This is a genomic window from Pseudopontixanthobacter vadosimaris, from assembly GCF_012979275.1.
Classification (GTDB): domain Bacteria; phylum Pseudomonadota; class Alphaproteobacteria; order Sphingomonadales; family Sphingomonadaceae; genus Pseudopontixanthobacter; species Pseudopontixanthobacter vadosimaris.
Window position 1 is genome coordinate 24,697 of sequence record NZ_JABASZ010000039.1, and the last position, 17,083, is coordinate 41,779.

Annotated in this window: 17 protein-coding genes and 1 pseudogene; 9 read left to right on the top strand and 9 right to left on the bottom strand. The window is 62.4% G+C overall.

Annotated elements, in window-relative coordinates; all coding sequences use genetic code 11:
• Positions 1 to 105 precede the first annotated feature (105 nt).
• The 4 genes from rph to HG250_RS10185 all read left to right on the top strand — a co-directional run bounded on the left by rph (position 106) and on the right by HG250_RS10185 (position 3,576).
• Positions 106 to 831, top strand: coding sequence for a ribonuclease PH (rph, locus tag HG250_RS10170; RefSeq protein WP_170005218.1), 726 nt, complete (start codon positions 106 to 108; stop codon positions 829 to 831).
• Positions 831 to 1,460 carry an RdgB/HAM1 family non-canonical purine NTP pyrophosphatase gene (gene rdgB / locus HG250_RS10175; protein WP_170005219.1) on the top strand — a complete coding sequence of 210 codons (630 nt, stop codon included), beginning with the start codon at positions 831 to 833 and terminating at the stop codon, positions 1,458 to 1,460. The genes rph and rdgB overlap by 1 nt, the downstream gene beginning before the upstream one ends.
• Positions 1,461 to 1,522: 62 nt before the next feature.
• Positions 1,523 to 2,674 carry a radical SAM family heme chaperone HemW gene (gene hemW, locus HG250_RS10180; RefSeq protein WP_170005220.1) on the top strand — a complete coding sequence of 384 codons (1,152 nt, stop codon included), beginning with the start codon at positions 1,523 to 1,525 and terminating at the stop codon, positions 2,672 to 2,674.
• On the top strand, positions 2,671 to 3,576 hold the full coding sequence (locus HG250_RS10185; protein WP_170005221.1) for a tyrosine-type recombinase/integrase: 906 nt from the start codon (positions 2,671 to 2,673) through the stop codon (positions 3,574 to 3,576). Before hemW ends, HG250_RS10185 begins: the two co-directional genes overlap by 4 nt.
• Here HG250_RS10185 and HG250_RS10190 read toward each other — a convergent pair.
• Genes HG250_RS10190 through rsmI form a run of 4 tightly spaced genes read right to left on the bottom strand, consistent with a single transcriptional unit; the run spans position 3,573 to position 6,353 of the window.
• Positions 3,573 to 4,181, bottom strand: a complete 609-nt coding sequence (locus HG250_RS10190; RefSeq protein ID WP_170005222.1) for a DedA family protein — start codon at positions 4,179 to 4,181, stop codon at positions 3,573 to 3,575. The genes HG250_RS10185 and HG250_RS10190 overlap by 4 nt on opposite strands.
• A 44-nt stretch (positions 4,182 to 4,225) precedes the next feature.
• Positions 4,226 to 5,179: a glutathione synthase gene (gshB, locus tag HG250_RS10195; RefSeq protein ID WP_170005223.1), complete on the bottom strand. Its 954-nt coding sequence runs from the start codon at positions 5,177 to 5,179 to the stop codon at positions 4,226 to 4,228.
• An 8-nt stretch (positions 5,180 to 5,187) separates the two neighbouring features.
• Positions 5,188 to 5,553 carry a YraN family protein gene (locus HG250_RS10200; RefSeq protein WP_240957064.1) on the bottom strand — a complete coding sequence of 122 codons (366 nt, stop codon included), beginning with the start codon at positions 5,551 to 5,553 and terminating at the stop codon, positions 5,188 to 5,190.
• The gene (rsmI, locus tag HG250_RS10205) at positions 5,550 to 6,353 is read right to left on the bottom strand and encodes a 16S rRNA (cytidine(1402)-2'-O)-methyltransferase (RefSeq protein ID WP_420821330.1); all 804 of its coding nucleotides are present in this window, start codon (positions 6,351 to 6,353) and stop codon (positions 5,550 to 5,552) included. The genes HG250_RS10200 and rsmI overlap by 4 nt, the downstream gene beginning before the upstream one ends.
• Positions 6,354 to 6,473: 120 nt before the next feature.
• Between rsmI and HG250_RS10210 the strand changes: the two genes are divergently transcribed.
• From HG250_RS10210 to cysK, 5 genes are all read left to right on the top strand, one after another.
• The gene (locus HG250_RS10210; RefSeq protein ID WP_170005225.1) at positions 6,474 to 7,643 is read left to right on the top strand and encodes a penicillin-binding protein activator; all 1,170 of its coding nucleotides are present in this window, start codon (positions 6,474 to 6,476) and stop codon (positions 7,641 to 7,643) included.
• Positions 7,644 to 7,720: 77 nt separating this feature from the next.
• Complete coding sequence (parE, locus tag HG250_RS10215) at positions 7,721 to 9,712, top strand: DNA topoisomerase IV subunit B (RefSeq protein WP_170005226.1); 1,992 nt, start codon at positions 7,721 to 7,723, stop codon at positions 9,710 to 9,712.
• A 263-nt stretch (positions 9,713 to 9,975) separates the two neighbouring features.
• A complete protein-coding gene (locus tag HG250_RS10220) occupies positions 9,976 to 10,824 on the top strand; it encodes an AAA family ATPase (RefSeq protein ID WP_170005227.1) in 849 nt (282 codons plus the stop codon).
• Positions 10,825 to 10,914: 90 nt separating this feature from the next.
• A complete protein-coding gene (locus tag HG250_RS10225; RefSeq protein WP_170005228.1) occupies positions 10,915 to 12,204 on the top strand; it encodes an MFS transporter in 1,290 nt (429 codons plus the stop codon).
• A complete protein-coding gene (gene cysK / locus HG250_RS10230; protein ID WP_170005229.1) occupies positions 12,201 to 13,121 on the top strand; it encodes a cysteine synthase A in 921 nt (306 codons plus the stop codon). The genes HG250_RS10225 and cysK overlap by 4 nt, the downstream gene beginning before the upstream one ends.
• Before the next feature lie 76 nt (positions 13,122 to 13,197).
• On the opposite strand, the gene HG250_RS10235 is transcribed toward cysK, so the two are convergent.
• The 5 genes and pseudogenes from HG250_RS10235 to HG250_RS12985 all read right to left on the bottom strand — a co-directional run.
• Positions 13,198 to 15,003, bottom strand: coding sequence for an acyl-CoA dehydrogenase C-terminal domain-containing protein (locus HG250_RS10235; RefSeq protein WP_170005230.1), 1,806 nt, complete (start codon positions 15,001 to 15,003; stop codon positions 13,198 to 13,200).
• A gap of 57 nt (positions 15,004 to 15,060) precedes the next feature.
• Positions 15,061 to 15,528: a MerR family transcriptional regulator gene (locus tag HG250_RS10240; protein ID WP_170005231.1), complete on the bottom strand. Its 468-nt coding sequence runs from the start codon at positions 15,526 to 15,528 to the stop codon at positions 15,061 to 15,063.
• 32 nt (positions 15,529 to 15,560) lie between these two features.
• Positions 15,561 to 15,929, bottom strand: a complete 369-nt coding sequence (hisI, locus tag HG250_RS10245) for a phosphoribosyl-AMP cyclohydrolase (protein ID WP_170005329.1) — start codon at positions 15,927 to 15,929, stop codon at positions 15,561 to 15,563.
• A gap of 301 nt (positions 15,930 to 16,230) precedes the next feature.
• Positions 16,231 to 16,704 (bottom strand): ComF family protein, encoded by a 474-nt coding sequence (locus tag HG250_RS12980; RefSeq protein ID WP_240957077.1) that lies wholly within the window; start codon positions 16,702 to 16,704, stop codon positions 16,231 to 16,233.
• 123 nt (positions 16,705 to 16,827) lie between these two features.
• A pseudogene (locus tag HG250_RS12985) lies at positions 16,828 to 17,061 on the bottom strand (double zinc ribbon domain-containing protein); the annotation flags it as partial.
• Between the last annotated feature and the right edge of the window lie 22 nt (positions 17,062 to 17,083).

Here is a 17,083-nt window from a genome sequence, read left to right on the forward strand (position 1 = left end):
CATTTAATCGCTGGTCTTGCAGGCTCAACCCCTGTGCGCCTATCGCGCGTGCAACACGCCCCCGACTCGACGCCCGTGAGGGCCATGCAATATCAAGGACAGTTCATGCGACCTTCCGGCAGAGCGCCCGACCAGATGCGCGACATCACCATCGACAACGGCTTTGCCAAACATGCCGAAGGGTCCTGCCTGATCGCTTTCGGCGATACGCGGGTGCTATGCACCGCCAGCGTAGAGGAACGGATTCCGCCGTGGCTTCGCGGCAAGAACGAAGGCTGGGTGACGGGCGAATATTCGATGCTGCCCCGCGCCACGCACACGCGCGGCCAGCGCGAAGCGGCGAAGGGCCGGCAGAGCGGACGGACGCAGGAGATCCAGCGGCTGATCGGCCGGTCCCTGCGCGCAGTGGTCGATCTGAAAAAGCTGGGCGAACGGCAGATCACGCTCGATTGCGACGTTCTCCAGGCTGATGGCGGTACGCGCACGGCGGCGATTTCGGGCGCTTGGGTCGCCCTGCGCCTCGCCGTGAACAGCCTGATGAAGCAGGGGCTGATCCTGCATGACCCGATCAGCGCCAAGGTGGCCGCGATTTCCTGCGGCATCTACAAGGGCACGCCGGTTCTCGACCTCGATTACCCCGAAGACAGCAAGGCCGATGCCGATGCGAATTTCGTGCTGATCGAAGGAGGCCGCATCGCCGAGGTGCAGGCGACCGCCGAGGGCGAGACCTATGACGAGGAAGCGCTGCTGCGCCTGCTCAGGCTCGCCAATATCGGTTGCGGCAAAATCTTTGCCGCGCAGGAAAGGGCGGTCACGGGCGCCGCGTCCTGATGGTCCGCCGGATCGGGCCTGGATCGCTGGTGATCGCCACGCATAATACGGGGAAGCTGAAAGAGATCGGCGATCTCCTTGCGCCACATGGCGTCAACTGCATTTCGGCAGGGTCGCTCGGCCTGCCCGAACCTGCCGAAACCGGCACGACTTTCGTGCAGAACGCGATGATCAAGGCCCGCGCCGCTGCGGAAGCGTCGGGCATCGTGGCGCTGGCAGATGACAGCGGTCTGTCCGTCGCCGCGCTGGACGGGCGGCCCGGCGTCTATACCGCCGACTGGGCCGAACGGCAGTGGTTCGAAGGTGAGCCGGGCCGCGACTGGTATATGGCGATGGGCAAGGTGGAAGGCATGCTTGCCGCCAGGGGGCCGGACGCTACGCGGGATGCATGGTTCAACTGCGTCCTCGCGATTGCCTGGCCCGATGGCGAACATGCAGTTTATGAAGGTCGGGTCGATGGTCGCATCACCTGGCCACCCCGTGGCGATCTGGGTTTCGGATACGATCCGGTCTTCATTCCGGAGGGACACGACCGGACTTTCGCGGAGCTGGACCCCGAATACAAGCACACGATAAGCCACCGCGCCGATGCTTTTGCAAAGTTGAAGGCGGAGCAGTTCTCCGCCTGAAGCGGCGAATGCTGAAGCAACGTCCGGCTTCACAAACCCGCCGGGAAATGGGATAGCGAGGCGTGGCACGCGCTCTATACATCCATTGGCCTTTCTGCCTGAAGAAGTGCCCCTATTGCGATTTCAACAGTCATGTCCGCGCGGATGTGGAGATGGCGGAGTGGCAGGCCGGCCTGATTGCCGATATGCGCCGCGAGGCGGAAGTGGCGGCAGATGAAACCCTGCAATCGATCTTTTTTGGTGGGGGAACGCCATCGCTGATGCCGCCGGCCCTCGTCTCGGCATTGCTGTGCGAGGCGGAAAGCCTGTGGAGCTTCGATCCAGAGATTGAAATCACGCTGGAGGCAAACCCTTCTTCGGTCGAGGCTGCCCGCTTTGCCGATCTCGCTTCCGCCGGGGTCAACAGGGTATCGCTGGGCCTGCAATCCTTCGATGATGACGCATTGCAGATGCTGGGACGGTTGCATTCGGCGCAGGAGGGGCTTGCGGCGCTCGGCGTCGCACAGGACCATTTCGACCGGGTGAGCTTCGATCTGATCTACGCCTTGCCCGGCCAAAGCGAGGATGCATGGTCCGCGATGCTGAACCGCGCTCTGGCGCTGGGCACCGATCACCTCTCGCTGTATCAGCTGACCATCGAACCCGGTACGAGGTTCGCTACCGATGTGCGGCGGGGCGCCTTGCACCCGCTGGACGACGACAGCGCCGCAGACCTGTTTGCAATCACGCGCGAACTGACCGGCGCTGCCGGAATGCCCGCCTATGAGATCAGCAATCACGCACGAACGGGGCAGCAGAGCCGCCACAATCTGACCTATTGGCGCTACCGCGACTATTGCGGCATCGGTCCCGGGGCGCATGGCCGGCGCGGCGGTGCGGCGACCTTGCGTCACAGGAAACCCGAAAACTGGCTTGCCGCCATTGAACGGCAGGGCGACGGCATTTCCGAAATCCGTGCGCTGCATGCGCGTGAACAGGCATCGGAAGCCCTGCTGATGGGCCTGCGCCTTGCAGAAGGCGTGGATCTTGCCGCATTGTCGCGGCGGACCGGGATTGATCGCGAGCGCCTTGTCGATGAAGGTCGTTTCGCCTTCTTCTGCGATCTCGGTCTCGCTTGGTCGGCTGACGACCTGATCGGCATCACTCCGGGCGGCATGCCAGTCCTCGACGGTCTGCTCGCGGAGATCGTTTCGTCGGAACTGGTCGCGGCGTGAGCAGGGAAAGTATTCTGCAGGATTGGCGTGACCATCTGGCGCAGGAACGCAGGCGATCCCCCCACACCGTGCGCGCCTATCTGGCCGCCGCGACCCGTCTGCTGGATCGCACGGGGATGAGCGACTGGGCTGCGCTCGCCAGGGCTGACACCCCGCTCCTGCGTCAGCATCTGGCGCAGCGCCGTGCAGAAGGGCTGGGAAATGCGTCCGCAGCGCGAGAGCTTTCGGCGCTCAAGGCCCTCATTCGCCATGCCCGGTCCTGCACCGGAAGCGACGATGCCGCGCCACGGATGAAAGGCCCGCGGCTTAGGCAAGGCCTGCCCCGGCCTGTCACGCCGGACGATGTCACGAACATTGTCGACCTGGTGGCTGCCGATGCGGCGCAGGACTGGGTCGGAATGCGCGACAGGGCCGTGCTGCTGCTGCTGTATGGTGCCGGGCTGCGGATCGCCGAGGCCCTGACGCTCACCGCGGCGCAACATCCATTCGGCACCACGATCGTCGTGCAGGGGAAAGGGAACAAGGAGCGTGTCGTTCCGATCCTGCCTGTGGTGCGGGAGGCGGTGGCGGAATACGTCCGCCTGTGCCCGTGGTCCCTGTCGCCGGACGCAGCCCTGTTTCGCGGGGAAAAGGGTGGTCCGCTCAACCAGGGAATGGTCCAGAAATCCGTTGCCCGCGCGCGGAAGGCGCTGGGCCTGCCCGCCACCGCAACGCCGCACGCGCTGCGCCACAGCTTTGCCACCCACCTGCTGGGCGCAGGTGCCGATCTGCGAAGCCTTCAGGAATTGCTGGGCCATGCGAGCCTCTCCAGCACGCAGATCTACACTCGTGTCGACGCGGCGACCATGCTGGAAGCCTATCGCGGCGCTCACCCGCGCGCAGATCGCGGCAGCGGCAGCTAGTCGCCCCGGCTTCGCGGAGTCCAGGTCAGGACGCGGTACACATAGCCTGCGATCGTCAACCCGATCAGCCCAAGGATGATCCAGCCGATCACGGCTTTATATTCTTCGAGATACTGGCCCAGCCACTGTCCGCCAAGCACAAGCAATATGTTCCACAAGGCCGATCCGAGGAAAGTGAAGATCAGGAACCGCCAGACCGGCATATGCGCCAGCCCCGCAGGCAGCGAGATCATCGTCCGCAGGAAGGGCGAGAAGCGAAGGAAAAACACCATCCATTCACCCCGCCGCCGGAAAAAAGCGCTCGCCGATTCCACATGCTGCCAGTCGAGCGTAAGCCAGCGGCCCCACCGGTCGATAAACGGGCCGAGGCGTTCGTATCCCCATTTGTCCCCGACCCAGAACCAGACGTAATTACCCGCCGTCGATCCTAGCGTACCGGCCACCAGCAGCGGCCAGAACTCCATCGTGCCGCGCGCAACGGCGAGACCGCCGATCCCCATGATGATTTCGGAAGGTATCGGCGGAAAGACGTTCTCGATCGCCATCAACAGCGCAATCCCGATATAACCGCCGCGCTCGATGGCCTGGATGATGAAATCATGCATATGTAAGCAACAGCCTGCAGGACAAATTGTTCAATTTTGCGCGCTCAGGCTTCGGCCAGTCGGCGGTCGATGGCATCCCAGATGCGGGCAGCACTGTCCGTGCCGTTGAACTTGTCGATGGCGGCGATGCCGGTTGGCGAGGTCACGTTGATCTCGGTCAGCCATTCGCCGCCGATCACGTCGATGCCGACGAAGACGAGGCCCCGCCGCTTGAGTTCCGGGCCCATGGCGGCGCAGATTTCCTCTTCCCTCGCCGTCAGTTCGGCGGCTTCGGCATAGCCGCCTTGCGCCAGGTTCGATCGGAATTCGCCCTCACCCGGCTTGCGATTGATCGCGCCGGCATATTCCCCGTCGATCAGCACGATGCGTTTGTCGCCTTTCGCCACATCGGGAAGAAACGGTTGCACCATATGCGGTTCGGGCCAGGTCTGGTTGAACAGCTCGAACAGCGCGGAAAGGTTCGTCGCGTCCTCCTCGATGCGGAAGATCGCCTTGCCGCCATTGCCATGCAGCGGCTTGACCACGATTGCGCCATGTTTTCGCTGGAAGGCCTGAACATCCTCGATCCGCCGGGCAATTAGCGTCGGCGGCATGAAGCGGGCATAGTCCAGAACGAACATCTTCTCCGGCGCGTTCACCACCTCGCGCGGGTCGTTCACCACCAGGGTTTCACCGCGCAACCTGTCGAGCAGGAAAGCGGCGCTGATATAGCCGAGATCGAAGGGAGGATCCTGCCGCATCAGGACCACGTCGATGTCCTTCGCCAGATCGATCTTGCCCAGCGCCCCTGCGGTAAAATGATCGCCCTGCACAGGCTGCACCGTCACGGGCTGCGCCCAAGCGGTGACGCGGGAATTTTCCCAGGCCAGCGTCCGCACGTCGTAATGCCACAAGCTATGGCCCCGCTGCTGCGCCGAGAGCATCAGGGCGAAGCTCGAGTCAGCGGCGATATTGATCGTTTCGAGCGGGTCCATCTGGACCGCGACGCGCAGGGACATGCATACTCCTAAGGTTGCCAGGCATTCACGATGTGACGCGGGATCTGTCCGGGTGCAACCAGCATCACGTCAATCCGGTAATCGTCGCCCGGCAAGACGTAATCATGGGCGCAGGCCTCCACTGCGGCGGCGACCCGGCGCAGGCGGTGCAGATCGATGGCATGGTCGAGCTGTCCCGCATCCCTTCGCCATTTGACCTCGATGAACGCCACGACATTGCCGCGCCGCATGACGAGATCGACTTCACCGCGAGCGTTGCGGACGCGGCGGGCCAGAGTTCGCCAGCCGCGCAGGGCAAGCCAGATCTGTGCAAACCGCTCCCCCTTGCGGCCGCGACTTTCGGCCTGCCGGCGCATGGTTCCGGTCCGCTTCATGAAGATCGCAACTCCAGCGCCCGTGCATACAGGGTTTTCCGGTCCTTGCCGCTGGCTTTGGCCACCAGCCCCGCTGCCTGCGAGGGCTTCATTTCTGTCAGCGCTTCCCGCAGCATGGCATCCGTGTCCACATCTTCCGTCAGCGTTCCGGTAGGCGGCGCAATCAGGAGGACAATTTCGCCCTTGGGCGGATGGGCGGCGTAATGCTCGATCAGCGCGCCGGGCGAACCTGTGCGGCATTCCTCGTGCAGCTTGGTCAGTTCCCGCGCGATCGCGACGGAACGCTTCGGCAGGACGGTCGCGACTGCCTCCAGCGAACGGATCAGGCGCGGCGCGGTTTCGTAGAAGACGAGCGTGGCATCGACCGCCGCCAGGTCGCCCAGCGCGTCGTGCCGGCCCTTTTCCTTCGCCGGCAGAAATCCGGCGAACAGGAATCGGTCGTTCGGCAGCCCTGACAGGGTGAGGCCGGCAATCGCCGCGCAAGGCCCCGGCAGACTTGTGACCATGACCCCGGCCGCGCGCGCGTCCGCCACCAGACGATAGCCGGGGTCGGACACCAGCGGTGTTCCGGCATCGCTGACTAGCACGACTGCGCGTGTGGCCATGGATTCCACCAGCCGCTTGCGATCCTTCGTATCGCTGTGATCATTATATCGCCATAGCGGCTTTGAAATGTTCAGATGCTTCAGCAGCTTGCCGGTGACGCGGGTATCCTCGCAGGCGACGCCGTCGCAGGCTTCCAGTACCCTGATACTGCGTAAGGTTATATCGCCGAGATTGCCAATCGGGGTCGCCACGATATACAGACCCGGTTCGAGAGACCTGGCAGCAAGTTCCTGATCAGGCGTATGAACAGGCAAGGTTTGGCGTTGCGGTTCCACGCGACGTGCAATGGACCATAAAGACGGGATGCGGCAAGCATGAAGCGGATGAAGTTCGACAGGCGCAAAGTTCTGATGGCCGGCGCGACGGTGCTTCTCGCCGGGTGCCAGATCATACCCGGCGGAAGCGCAAGCCGCACCCCTGCCCCGCCTCCGCCGCCCACCACGACCACGCCGGTGCCAAGCCCCACCCCGTCGGCCCTGCCGCAGGACGAGGAACGGCACCGCGTGGCCTTGCTGGTGCCGATGTCGGGGGCCAATGGCGATGTCGGAGAATCCATCGCAAATGCGACGACCATGGCGCTGCTGGATGCCAATGCCGACAATCTCCGCATCACCACCTATGACACGGCAACGGGCGCGGCCAGTGCCGCCGCGAGGGCGATCGCGGATGGCAACGCCCTGATCCTGGGGCCATTGCTGGCGGAAAACGTCTCCGCCGTACGGGCCGTGGCGCGGCCGGCAGACGTGCCGCTGATCGCATTTTCCAACGATGCTTCCGTAGCGGGGCCGGATGCTTACGTCATCGGGCATATTCCCGAACAATCGATCGAACGCACCGTGCGCTATGCCGGTGAACAAGGATCTCGGAATTTCGCCGCCATCGTGCCGGATGGCGAATATGGACGCCGCGCGGAAGCGGCACTTACCGACTCGATCCGCACCTTCGGCGGGCGTCTCGTGGGTGTGGAACGCTACACGCGGGGCAACAGCTCCATCACCAGCGCAGCGCAGCGGCTGCGGGCGCGGGGCGGATACGATACGGTCCTGATCGCCGATGGCACGCGTCTCGCCGCACAGGCGGCGGCAGAGTTCCGGCAAGGCGGCACGCAGATCCTCGGCACCGAGTTGTGGAGCGGAGAAGCCGACGTTTTCCGCAGCCCGTCGCTGCGCGGCGCCTGGTTCTCCGCAGTGTCGGACGCCCGGTTCAGACGCTTTTCGGAGACTTACGAGGATCGCTTCGGCAGCAAGCCCTATCGCATCGCCACCCTTGGCTATGACGCGGTTCTCCTCGCCCTCAATGTGGCGCAGGACTGGCGGGTCGGACGGGACTTCCCGGCAGGAGCCTTGCAGAGCGAGGACGGCTTCCTCGGCCTCGATGGACCTTTCCGCTTCCAGCGTAACGGCGTCGTGTACAGGGCCATGGAAGTGCGCGAGGTTCAGGCCGATGAGGTGACCATCGTCGACGCTGCGCCCGCCCGTTTCTGATGCGGAGCTCTGTAGCCGGGTGACAATCTGCGCCGCCCGGCTTGTAATCGTGCGAATCAGCGCCCTATAGCAGCGCCATGGCCGAAGATCTGTTTGCGAATACGCCGACCTCGAGCGGCGATTACGATGCCTCTTCCATCGAGGTGCTGGAAGGGCTCGAACCCGTCCGGCGCCGCCCCGGCATGTATATCGGCGGAACGGACGAGCGCGCGCTGCACCATCTGGCGGCCGAGGTCATCGACAATGCGATGGACGAGGCCGTGGCGGGCCATGCCACCCGGATCGAGGTCTCGCTCGAGGAATGCAACCGGCTGAGCGTTGCCGACAATGGCCGGGGCATTCCCACGGCCGAACATCCCAAGTTCCCCGGCAAGTCGACGCTTGAAGTCATCCTGTCGACGCTGCATTCGGGCGGAAAGTTTTCGGGTAAGGCCTATGCCACCAGCGGTGGTCTGCATGGTGTCGGCGTCAGCGTCGTCAACGCGCTGAGTTCCCATACACGGGTCGAGGTCGCCCGCGAGAAGCAGCTGTATGCGCAGGAATTCGCGCGAGGCGAGACGCTCGGTCCGCTGGAGCAGCTTGGCCCTACGCCGAACCGGCGCGGCACCACGGTCAGCTTCACGCCTGACACAGGAATCTTCGGTGACCGCCAGTTCAAACCGGCGCGGCTGTTCCGTCTGGCGCGGTCCAAGGCCTATCTGTTTGCCGGCGTCGAAATCCGCTGGAAATGCGCCGAAAGTCTGGTCAGCGGCGATGTTCCCGCCGAGGCGGTTTTCAAGTTTCCGGGCGGGCTTGCCGATCATCTTGCCGAACAGGTGGCGGATCGTGAGTGCGTGACGACGCAGCCCTTCGCCGGCAGCCAGGAGTTCGCCGGGAGCGAGGACGGCCAGACGCAGGGCCGCGTCGAGTGGGCGATTGCCTGGCCGCTTTATTCCGACGGTTCGACGAGCTGGTACTGCAACACCGTTCCCACGCCCGATGGCGGCACGCATGAACAGGGCCTGCGGGCGGCTCTGGCCAAGGGACTGCGTGCGTTCGGCGAATTGGTGGGGCAGAAGAAGGCCAAGGACATCAGCGCCGATGATGTGATGAACGGCGCGGAGGTCATGCTGTCCGTCTTCATCCGCGAACCCCAGTTCCAGAGCCAGACGAAGGACCGCCTGACCAGCCCAGAAGCCGTGCGCCTGGTGGAGAATGCCGTCCGCGACCATTTCGACCATTTCCTGTCCGACAACATGGACCGCGGCAAGGCGCTGCTGGGCGAGGTGATGGAGCGGATGGACGAACGCCTGCGCCGCAAGGCGGAACGAGAGGTCAAGCGCAAGACGGCCACCAACGCCAAGAAGCTCCGCCTGCCCGGCAAGCTGACCGACTGCACCGGCGAAGGAGATGGCGAAACCGAGCTGTTCATCGTCGAAGGCGACAGCGCCGGCGGCAGCGCGAAACAGGCGCGGGACCGAAAGACGCAGGCCATCCTGCCCATCCGCGGCAAGATCCTGAACGTCGCCAGCGCCACGCCTGAAAAGATTCGCGCCAATAGCGAGATTGCCGACCTCACGCTCGCCATGGGCTGCGGCACCCGCAAGGATTGCGACGCTTCGAACCTGCGATACGACCGCATTGTCATCATGACCGATGCCGATGTCGACGGTGCGCATATCGCCACCCTGCTGATGACCTTCTTCTTCCAGGAAATGCCCGATATCGTCCGCGAGGGGCACCTTTTCCTGGCGCAGCCACCACTCTACCGGCTGACAGCGGGAAAGGAGAGCCGCTACGCGCGAGACGATGAACATCGCGCCGAACTGGAAGCCACGGTGTTCAAGGGCAAGAAGGTGGAAGTCGGGCGCTTCAAGGGTCTGGGCGAGATGAATCCCGGACAATTACGCGAAACGACGATGGCACCGGAAAGCCGCAGCCTCATACGCATCACCCTGCCGCCCGAATTCGAACAGCGCGCCGCCGTGCGCGAACTCGTCGACCAATTGATGGGCCGCAATCCGGAACATCGTTTCAACTTCATCCAGAACCGTGCAGGCGAGCTGGACAAGGACATGATCGATGCGTGAAACCGGCACTAGCGAACCGGTGGGCATTTCGGGTGACCTGCCGACATATGCCGGGGATTGGCGGTGCCGTTGACGGTATCGGTCGGCATCCATTTTCCTTGCGCCATAAGCAAGGACCGCTCGCAAGGCTGTCCGCCAGCCTGGCGCTTCCACCGCATCAGGGCAGAATAATTCATGCATTCCACGGAGGCACTCGCCTTGCGCAGCCCGGCGGCGCCCTATAACCAGCATGTCGAAAGTAACATACTTGGCAGGATGCATAGATGAAGCAGCGTTTCGAAGGCACGAAGGATTACATCGCTACCGAAGATCTGAAGGTGGCGGTAAATGCGGCGGTGATGCTGCGCCGTCCGCTTCTGGTCAAAGGCGAGCCCGGCACCGGGAAAACCGTGCTCGCCCATGAAATCGCGCGCGCCATCGACGCACCGCTGATCGAATGGAACGTGAAATCCACGACCAAGGCGCAGCAGGGTCTGTACGAATATGATGCGGTCGCCAGATTGCGCGACGGACAGCTCGGTGACGAGCGGGTCCACGACATTTCCAACTACATAAAGAAGGGTAAGCTGTGGGAGGCGTTCACCGCGCCGGAGCTGCCGGTCCTGCTGATCGACGAGGTGGACAAGGCCGATATCGAATTCCCGAACGATCTGCTTCAGGAACTCGACCGAATGAGCTTCGACGTCTACGAGACCCAGCAGCGCATCACCGCTGCCGAACGTCCGATCGTGGTGATCACGTCCAACAATGAAAAGGAATTGCCCGACGCTTTCCTGCGCCGCTGCTTCTTCCATTACATCAAGTTCCCCGACCGTGAGACGATGCGCGACATTATCGACGTGCATTTTCCCAATATCCAGAAGACGCTGGTTACGAAGGCGATGGATATTTTCTACGAGGTCCGCGATGTGCCCGGCCTGAAGAAAAAGCCGAGCACTTCCGAACTGCTCGACTGGCTGAAGCTGCTGCTGAACGAGGATATGCCGCTGGAGGTTCTGCAGGACCGCGACCCGACCAAGGCAATCCCGCCGATGCATGGCGCATTGCTGAAGAACGAACAGGACGTCATGCTGTTCGAACGGCTCGCCTTCATGTCGCGCCGCAACGCCTGAAATCTTCGTGTCCCGCTTCCGCCTGCCTGAAAGACGGCGGCGGGGGCATGACAGCTTCCCAATCGCCAAGCGCGCTGCAAAGGACGGCTTGTGAAACTACCGGCCCCCTTCCGTATCGCCAATTTCCGCGCCTTTTGGATATCGCGCCTGTCGATGACGCTGGCGCAATATGCCATGCTGCTGATTATCGGATGGCAGACCTACAACATCGCGCGCGATGACGGGATGGATGTGGCCGCAGCGTCGGGGCAGCTGGCGCTGATCGGCCTGCTGCAATTCGTGCCGCTGTTCTTTTTGACGCCGTTTTCCGGCCTGGTCGCAGACCGGCTCAACCGCCGCAATGTCGCGCGGCTTACCGTGCTGCTGCAGATGGCGAGCGCGGGCGTGCTCGCCTGGCTGTCCTACAATGATGCGATCAGCCTGACGGGCCTGTTCACCATCGCCGTCATGCTCGGGATTGCACGGGCATTTGCGGGGCCGGCATTGTCGGCCCTTGCGCCGAATCTCGTGCCGAAAGAAATATTGCCGAACGCCATCGCACTGTCGTCCATAGCCTGGCAGGTCGGGATGATCGTCGGGCCGGCGATCGGCGGTTATTTCTACGTAATCGCGCCTGCCCTGCCCTATGCCATTGCCGCCGGGCTGTTCGCGATTTCCTTCCTTGCGCTTGGCTTCATTGACCATGTCCCCCGGTCCGCGATACTCGGGGCGCAGCGGCCCATTGGCCAGATGGTGGACGGGCTGCGCTATGTCGTGCGGAACAAGATGGTGCTCGGCGCCATCACGCTCGACCTGTTCGCCGTGTTCCTCGCCGGGGCCACTGCGCTGTTCCCGGTCTATGCCCGCGATATCCTGGAGGTAGGCGAAACGGGCCTTGCGAACCTCGCCATGGCACCGGCCGTGGGTGCTGCGCTGACCGCCTTGTGGTTCTCCTTCTTTCCGCTCAAGACCAACGTGGGGCCGAAGATGCTGTCGGCCGTGGCGATATTCGGCGTCGCGACCGTGGTATTCGGTCTGTCCAAAGCCATGCCGCTATCGCTAACCATGCTGTTCATCGTCGGGGCTGCCGACATGTTCTCCGTCTACATCCGCCAGTCGCTCATCCAGTTGCACACGCCCGACGACAAACGTGGACGCGTATCCTCCGTTTCCCTGCTGACCATCTCGGCATCGAACGAATTCGGCGACTTCTTTTCCGGTACGCTGGCGTGGATCATCGGGCCAGTCCTTGCGGTCGTGACCGGGGGCGTCGGAGCGATCCTGACGGTCGCCCTGTGGTCGCGCGTCTTCCCCGTGCTGCGAACCACCCGGACCTTCGATGCGCCCGGAGCGTTGGATGAACCAGACGAAGAACACATTGCACGCAAGGAGGCCTCATGAAAGCCGACAATATCCTCGCCACCATTGGCAACACCCCGCACATCCGCCTGTCGCGCCTGTTCCCCGACCACGAGGTCTGGGTGAAATCCGAAAGGTCCAATCCCGGCGGCTCGATCAAGGACCGCATCGCTCTCGCCATGGTCGAGGATGCCGAGAAATCCGGCGAGTTGAAGCCCGGTGGCACCATTATCGAACCGACCAGCGGCAATACCGGAGTCGGCCTCGCCATGGTAGCGGCGGTGAAGGGATACAGCTTGGTGCTCGTCATGCCCGAAAGCATGTCGCTGGAGCGCCGCCGATTGATGCTGGCCTATGGCGCCAAGTTCGATCTGACGCCGAAGGAAGGCGGCATGAAAGCGGCGATCGACCGCGCGAAAGAGCTTGTGGAACAGACCGATCATGCCTGGATGCCGCAGCAATTCGAAAATGCAGCGAATTTTGAAGTACATACCAAAACCACGGCCATGGAAATCCTCGCCGACTTCGCCGATGCACCGATAGACGTGATGATCACGGGCGTCGGCACGGGTGGCCATATCAGCGGTTGCGCTTCGGTGCTGAAAGAGAAATGGCCGGGCTTCAAGGCCTATGCGGTCGAACCGGAAGGCTCACCCGTGATCTCCGGCGGGCAGCCCGGGCCGCATCCAATCCAAGGCATCGGCGCTGGCTTTATCCCTGGCAATCTGCACACGTCCTCCATAGATGGCGCGATCACCGTCGATCCCGAGAAGGCGAAGGAAATGGCTCGTCGCGCAGCGTCCGAGGAGGGAATGCTGGTCGGGATTTCCAGCGGCGCGACCCTGGCCGCCATCGCCAAGAAGCTGCCGGAACTGAATAGCGGCGCCCGTATTCTCGGCTTCAATTACGACACGGGCGAGCGATATCTGTCGGTACCGGATTTCCTGCCCGAACAGTAGGACTGCCGTCCGGCAGAATGGAAAAAAGGGGCGGCTCTCCGGAAGGAGTGCCGCCCCTTTTCGGGAGTGTCAGATCTTACGCGGCGGTCGCGAATGCCTCTTCAGGCAAGGCCATCATGCTGCCGCTGCCGGCTTCCAGCTTGCGGCGCAGCGCCCCGACATCGGGCAGGAACCGCTCCGCGAAATAAGCGGCGGTGGTCAGCTTTGCTTCGTAGAAAGCCTTGTCTTCAGGGCTGCCTGACAGCTTCTGCTGTGCCACCTTCGCCATCCGCAGCCACATCAGACCCAGCGTGACAATGCCCATGATGTGCATGTAATGATGCGCGCCGGCGCCCAGATCGTTGGGGTTCTTCATGGCGTTCTGCATGAACCACATGGTCGCAGCCTTCTGCTCGCCCAGCGCCTTTTCCAGCCTCTTGGCAATGTCACCCAGCGTTTCGTCCGCCCTGGCTTCGGCAATCTCGTCATCGACGGTCTTGAAGAACGCCTGGATGGCCTTGCCGCCATCGCGGGCCAGCTTGCGGCCGCAAAGATCCATCGCCTGAACGCCGTTCGTACCTTCGTAGATCATGGCGATGCGAGAATCGCGCACGAACTGCTCCATGCCCCATTCCTGGATGTAGCCGTGGCCGCCGAATACCTGCTGCATATTCGTGGCAATGTCATAGCCCTTGTCGGTGCCATAGCCCTTGATGACAGGGGTGAGCAGGCTGATGATCAGATCGGCTTCCTCACGCTCTTCCTGCGTCTGCGCCTTGTGCGTCAGATCCACCTGCAACGCGCCCCACAAGGCCAGCGCCCGCATGCCTTCGGTAAATGCCTTGGCGTCCATCAGCATCCGCCGGACATCGGGGTGGACGAAGATCGGATCGGCCGCCGCCTCTGGCTCCGCAGGGCCGGTCAGCGCCCTCCCCTGCCGCCTGTCGAGCGCATAGGCCACGGCATTCTGATAAGACACTTCTGCCTGGGCAAGACCCTGTATGCCGACGCCGAGACGTGCGGCATTCATCATCACGAACATGGCCGCAAGACCGCGATTTTCCTCCCCGACGAGAAAGCCTTTCGCTCCGTCATAATTGAGAACGCAGGTAGAATTGCCGTGGATGCCCATCTTTTCCTCGATGGACCCGCAGGTCACGCCGTTCCGGTCGCCCAGCGATCCATCGTCATTCACCATCACCTTGGGCACGATGAACAGGGATATGCCCTTGGAACTGTCGGGGGCGCCCGGCGTCTTCGCCAGCACGAGGTGGATGATGTTTTCCGTCAAATCATGCTCGCCCGCCGAGATGAAGATCTTCGTGCCCGTGATGGCATAGCTGCCATCAGCCTGCGGCTCCGCCTTGGTGCGGATGAGGCCGAGGTCGGTGCCGCAATGCGGTTCCGTCAGGTTCATGGTGCCGAGCCATTCATTGGCGATCATCTTCGGAAGGTACTTCTCCTTCTGCTCCTGCGATCCGGCCGCGATGATTGCGGATACTGCGCCGTTCGTCAGGCCGGGATACATGGCGAAAGCCTGGTTCGCGGTGCCCATATATTCCTCTATGGCAAAACCGAGGACGTGCGGCATGCCCTGGCCGCCGAATTCCTCCGGCTGGGCAATCGTACCCCAGCCCGATTCCACATATTGCCCGAAGGCTTCCTTGAAACCGTCGGGCGTAGTGACCGATCCGTCCTCATGCCGCGTGCAGCCCTGCCTGTCGCCAACGGCGTTGATGGGCTGCAGGACTTCGGCGCAGAACTTGCCGGCTTCATCGATGACCGTGTCGATGATGTCGGGCGTGGCGCTCTCGAAGCCCGGCAGATTGCCATAGCTTGCAAGGTCCAGCACTTCGTTGACGATGAAACGGGTATCGCGCGTAGGGGCAGTATAAGTCGGCATACGATTGATCCTTGGGTAAACGGGTGGATTGTCGACGGTAACAGGAACAGCCAGCGATCAGCCGGTCTGCGCCTCCACCTGCCGGATGAAAGCGGAAAGTTCCTTGATCGATGAGTCGATATCGGCGCGCTGCTGTTTCAGCTTAGCAACATGCGCGCGGCAGCGTTCGACGGTGACGCGGCGCTGCTCGACACGTCCATCGTCCAGATCGTAGAGATCGATCATCTCCTTGATCTCGGTCAGGCTGAAACCGACATTCTTGGCGCGCATGATCCAGGCGAGCCGTGCACGGTCCCGCTTGGAATAGACGCGCGCAAGACCCACCCGCGCAGGAGCGACAAGCCCCTCATCTTCATAGAAGCGCAAGGCGCGTGCGGTGCAGTCGAATTCTTCCGTCAGATCGGAAATACTGTAATTCTCGCGGCCGAACTTGTCCGGGCGGTCGATATGCGCGCCCTTGTGCCGTTCAGCCGAAGCGCCGCCTTCAGTAAGGGCATGTTCTTTCGCGAGAGTGGTTCGTGGCATGAAGCGGCTTTAACATACCCTTTACGTAAAGGTCAAGGTGCAATAAAGTGCAGTTCTCCGCTCTCGACCCGGCGGTAGAAGCAGCTGTTGGCACCGGTGTGGCACGTCGGTCCTGCGGGATTAACTTTCAGGACAAGGGCGTCCTGATCGCAATCGGTGAGCACCTCCAGCACCTTCAGCACATTTCCGGATTCCTCGCCCTTCTTCCAGAGCCGGTTACGGGAACGGGAATGAAAGTGCGCAAATCCCGTCCTGACGGTCGCATCAATCGCTTCCCGATCCATGAAGGCGACCATTAGAATATCGCCCGTGACGGCGTGCTGCACGACTGCACTGACGAGACCTTTCTCGTCGAATTTAGGCAGCCATTCACATGTCTTGTCCCGTTCCTGCAAGATCATCTCGCTTTCATCTTGATCGCGCCAGTTCTGGTCGCCAGGTGCATGTTGCATTATGACAACATCCTGTCGAGATTTACAGTAATTTGCCCGATACTGCTTTGATGCGGCGTGGTTCGGTGAGAAAAGCAGCACATCGAACTTGGCGTTGCAAGTCGCCAGGGTTCAGGGAGGCCGGATGCGCAGGCCGCTTCGGCACGCATTCGAGCTGTTGATGAGGACAGGACAGCGGCGGCAATCTGGGGGGAAAGCCACCGACGCTTGAGAAGCGGTCTCATGTCTGTCGTCACGTGGCGCCCGGGGCTCAGGCCTCGGGCGTTTCTCGTGGTGCAAATTGCCATCCCGCTTGCTGAAGCGTCGGCAAGCCATCCTGCGTCACGACACGGGCGAAGCAGCCCACGATCACGCGCCGGGCACCAGCTTTCTTCAACATGGTCACACATGCATTGCTGGTCGCCCCGCTGGTGAGGACATCATCGATAAGCAAGATATTGCGATCATCTATCTTGGCAGCCTGTGACGACGTGACCGCTATGGCCCCGGCAAGCGTTTTCCGGCGCTGCTCTCGGCCCATTCCGCCGAGCGACGGCGTTCGTCTGGTGCGCTGCAGCAGGACCGGTTCGTAACGAAACTTCCGCAATCGAGCAATTTCGGTTGCGATCAGCGCAGCCTGATTATAGCCCCGCCGCCACAATCGCCAGCGATGCAAGGGAACCGGCGCCACCAGCCATTCGCCCTCCATTGGCGGCAAACGTGCCGCGATCAACCGGGCCATCATCGCTGCCAAACCGATCCTGCCACCATATTTTAGGTCCAGGACAAGCTGACGCGTTTGCTGATTGTAGAGAGTACCGGCCGCGATTCCGTCATGTATCGGTGGCTGTAGTATGCAGGGCGCGCATATCGCGCCGTCAGTCACGGCAGTATGGTCCAGCGGAACCTGGCAGAGTTGGCAGCATGGCTGCCCCGGCAGTTCCAGCGTCCCCCAGCATGCTGCACACAGTCCATTCTGCTGCGCCACGGCGTCACCGCACAACGGGCAACGCGGAGGGTAGATGATATCGACGACGGGCATGAGAGCCTGCCGCAAGGGAGTCAGATACCGCATCGTCGCCCCCTGCCCCGCTTGCACCATACGTTCAAGACCGCCATTCCGA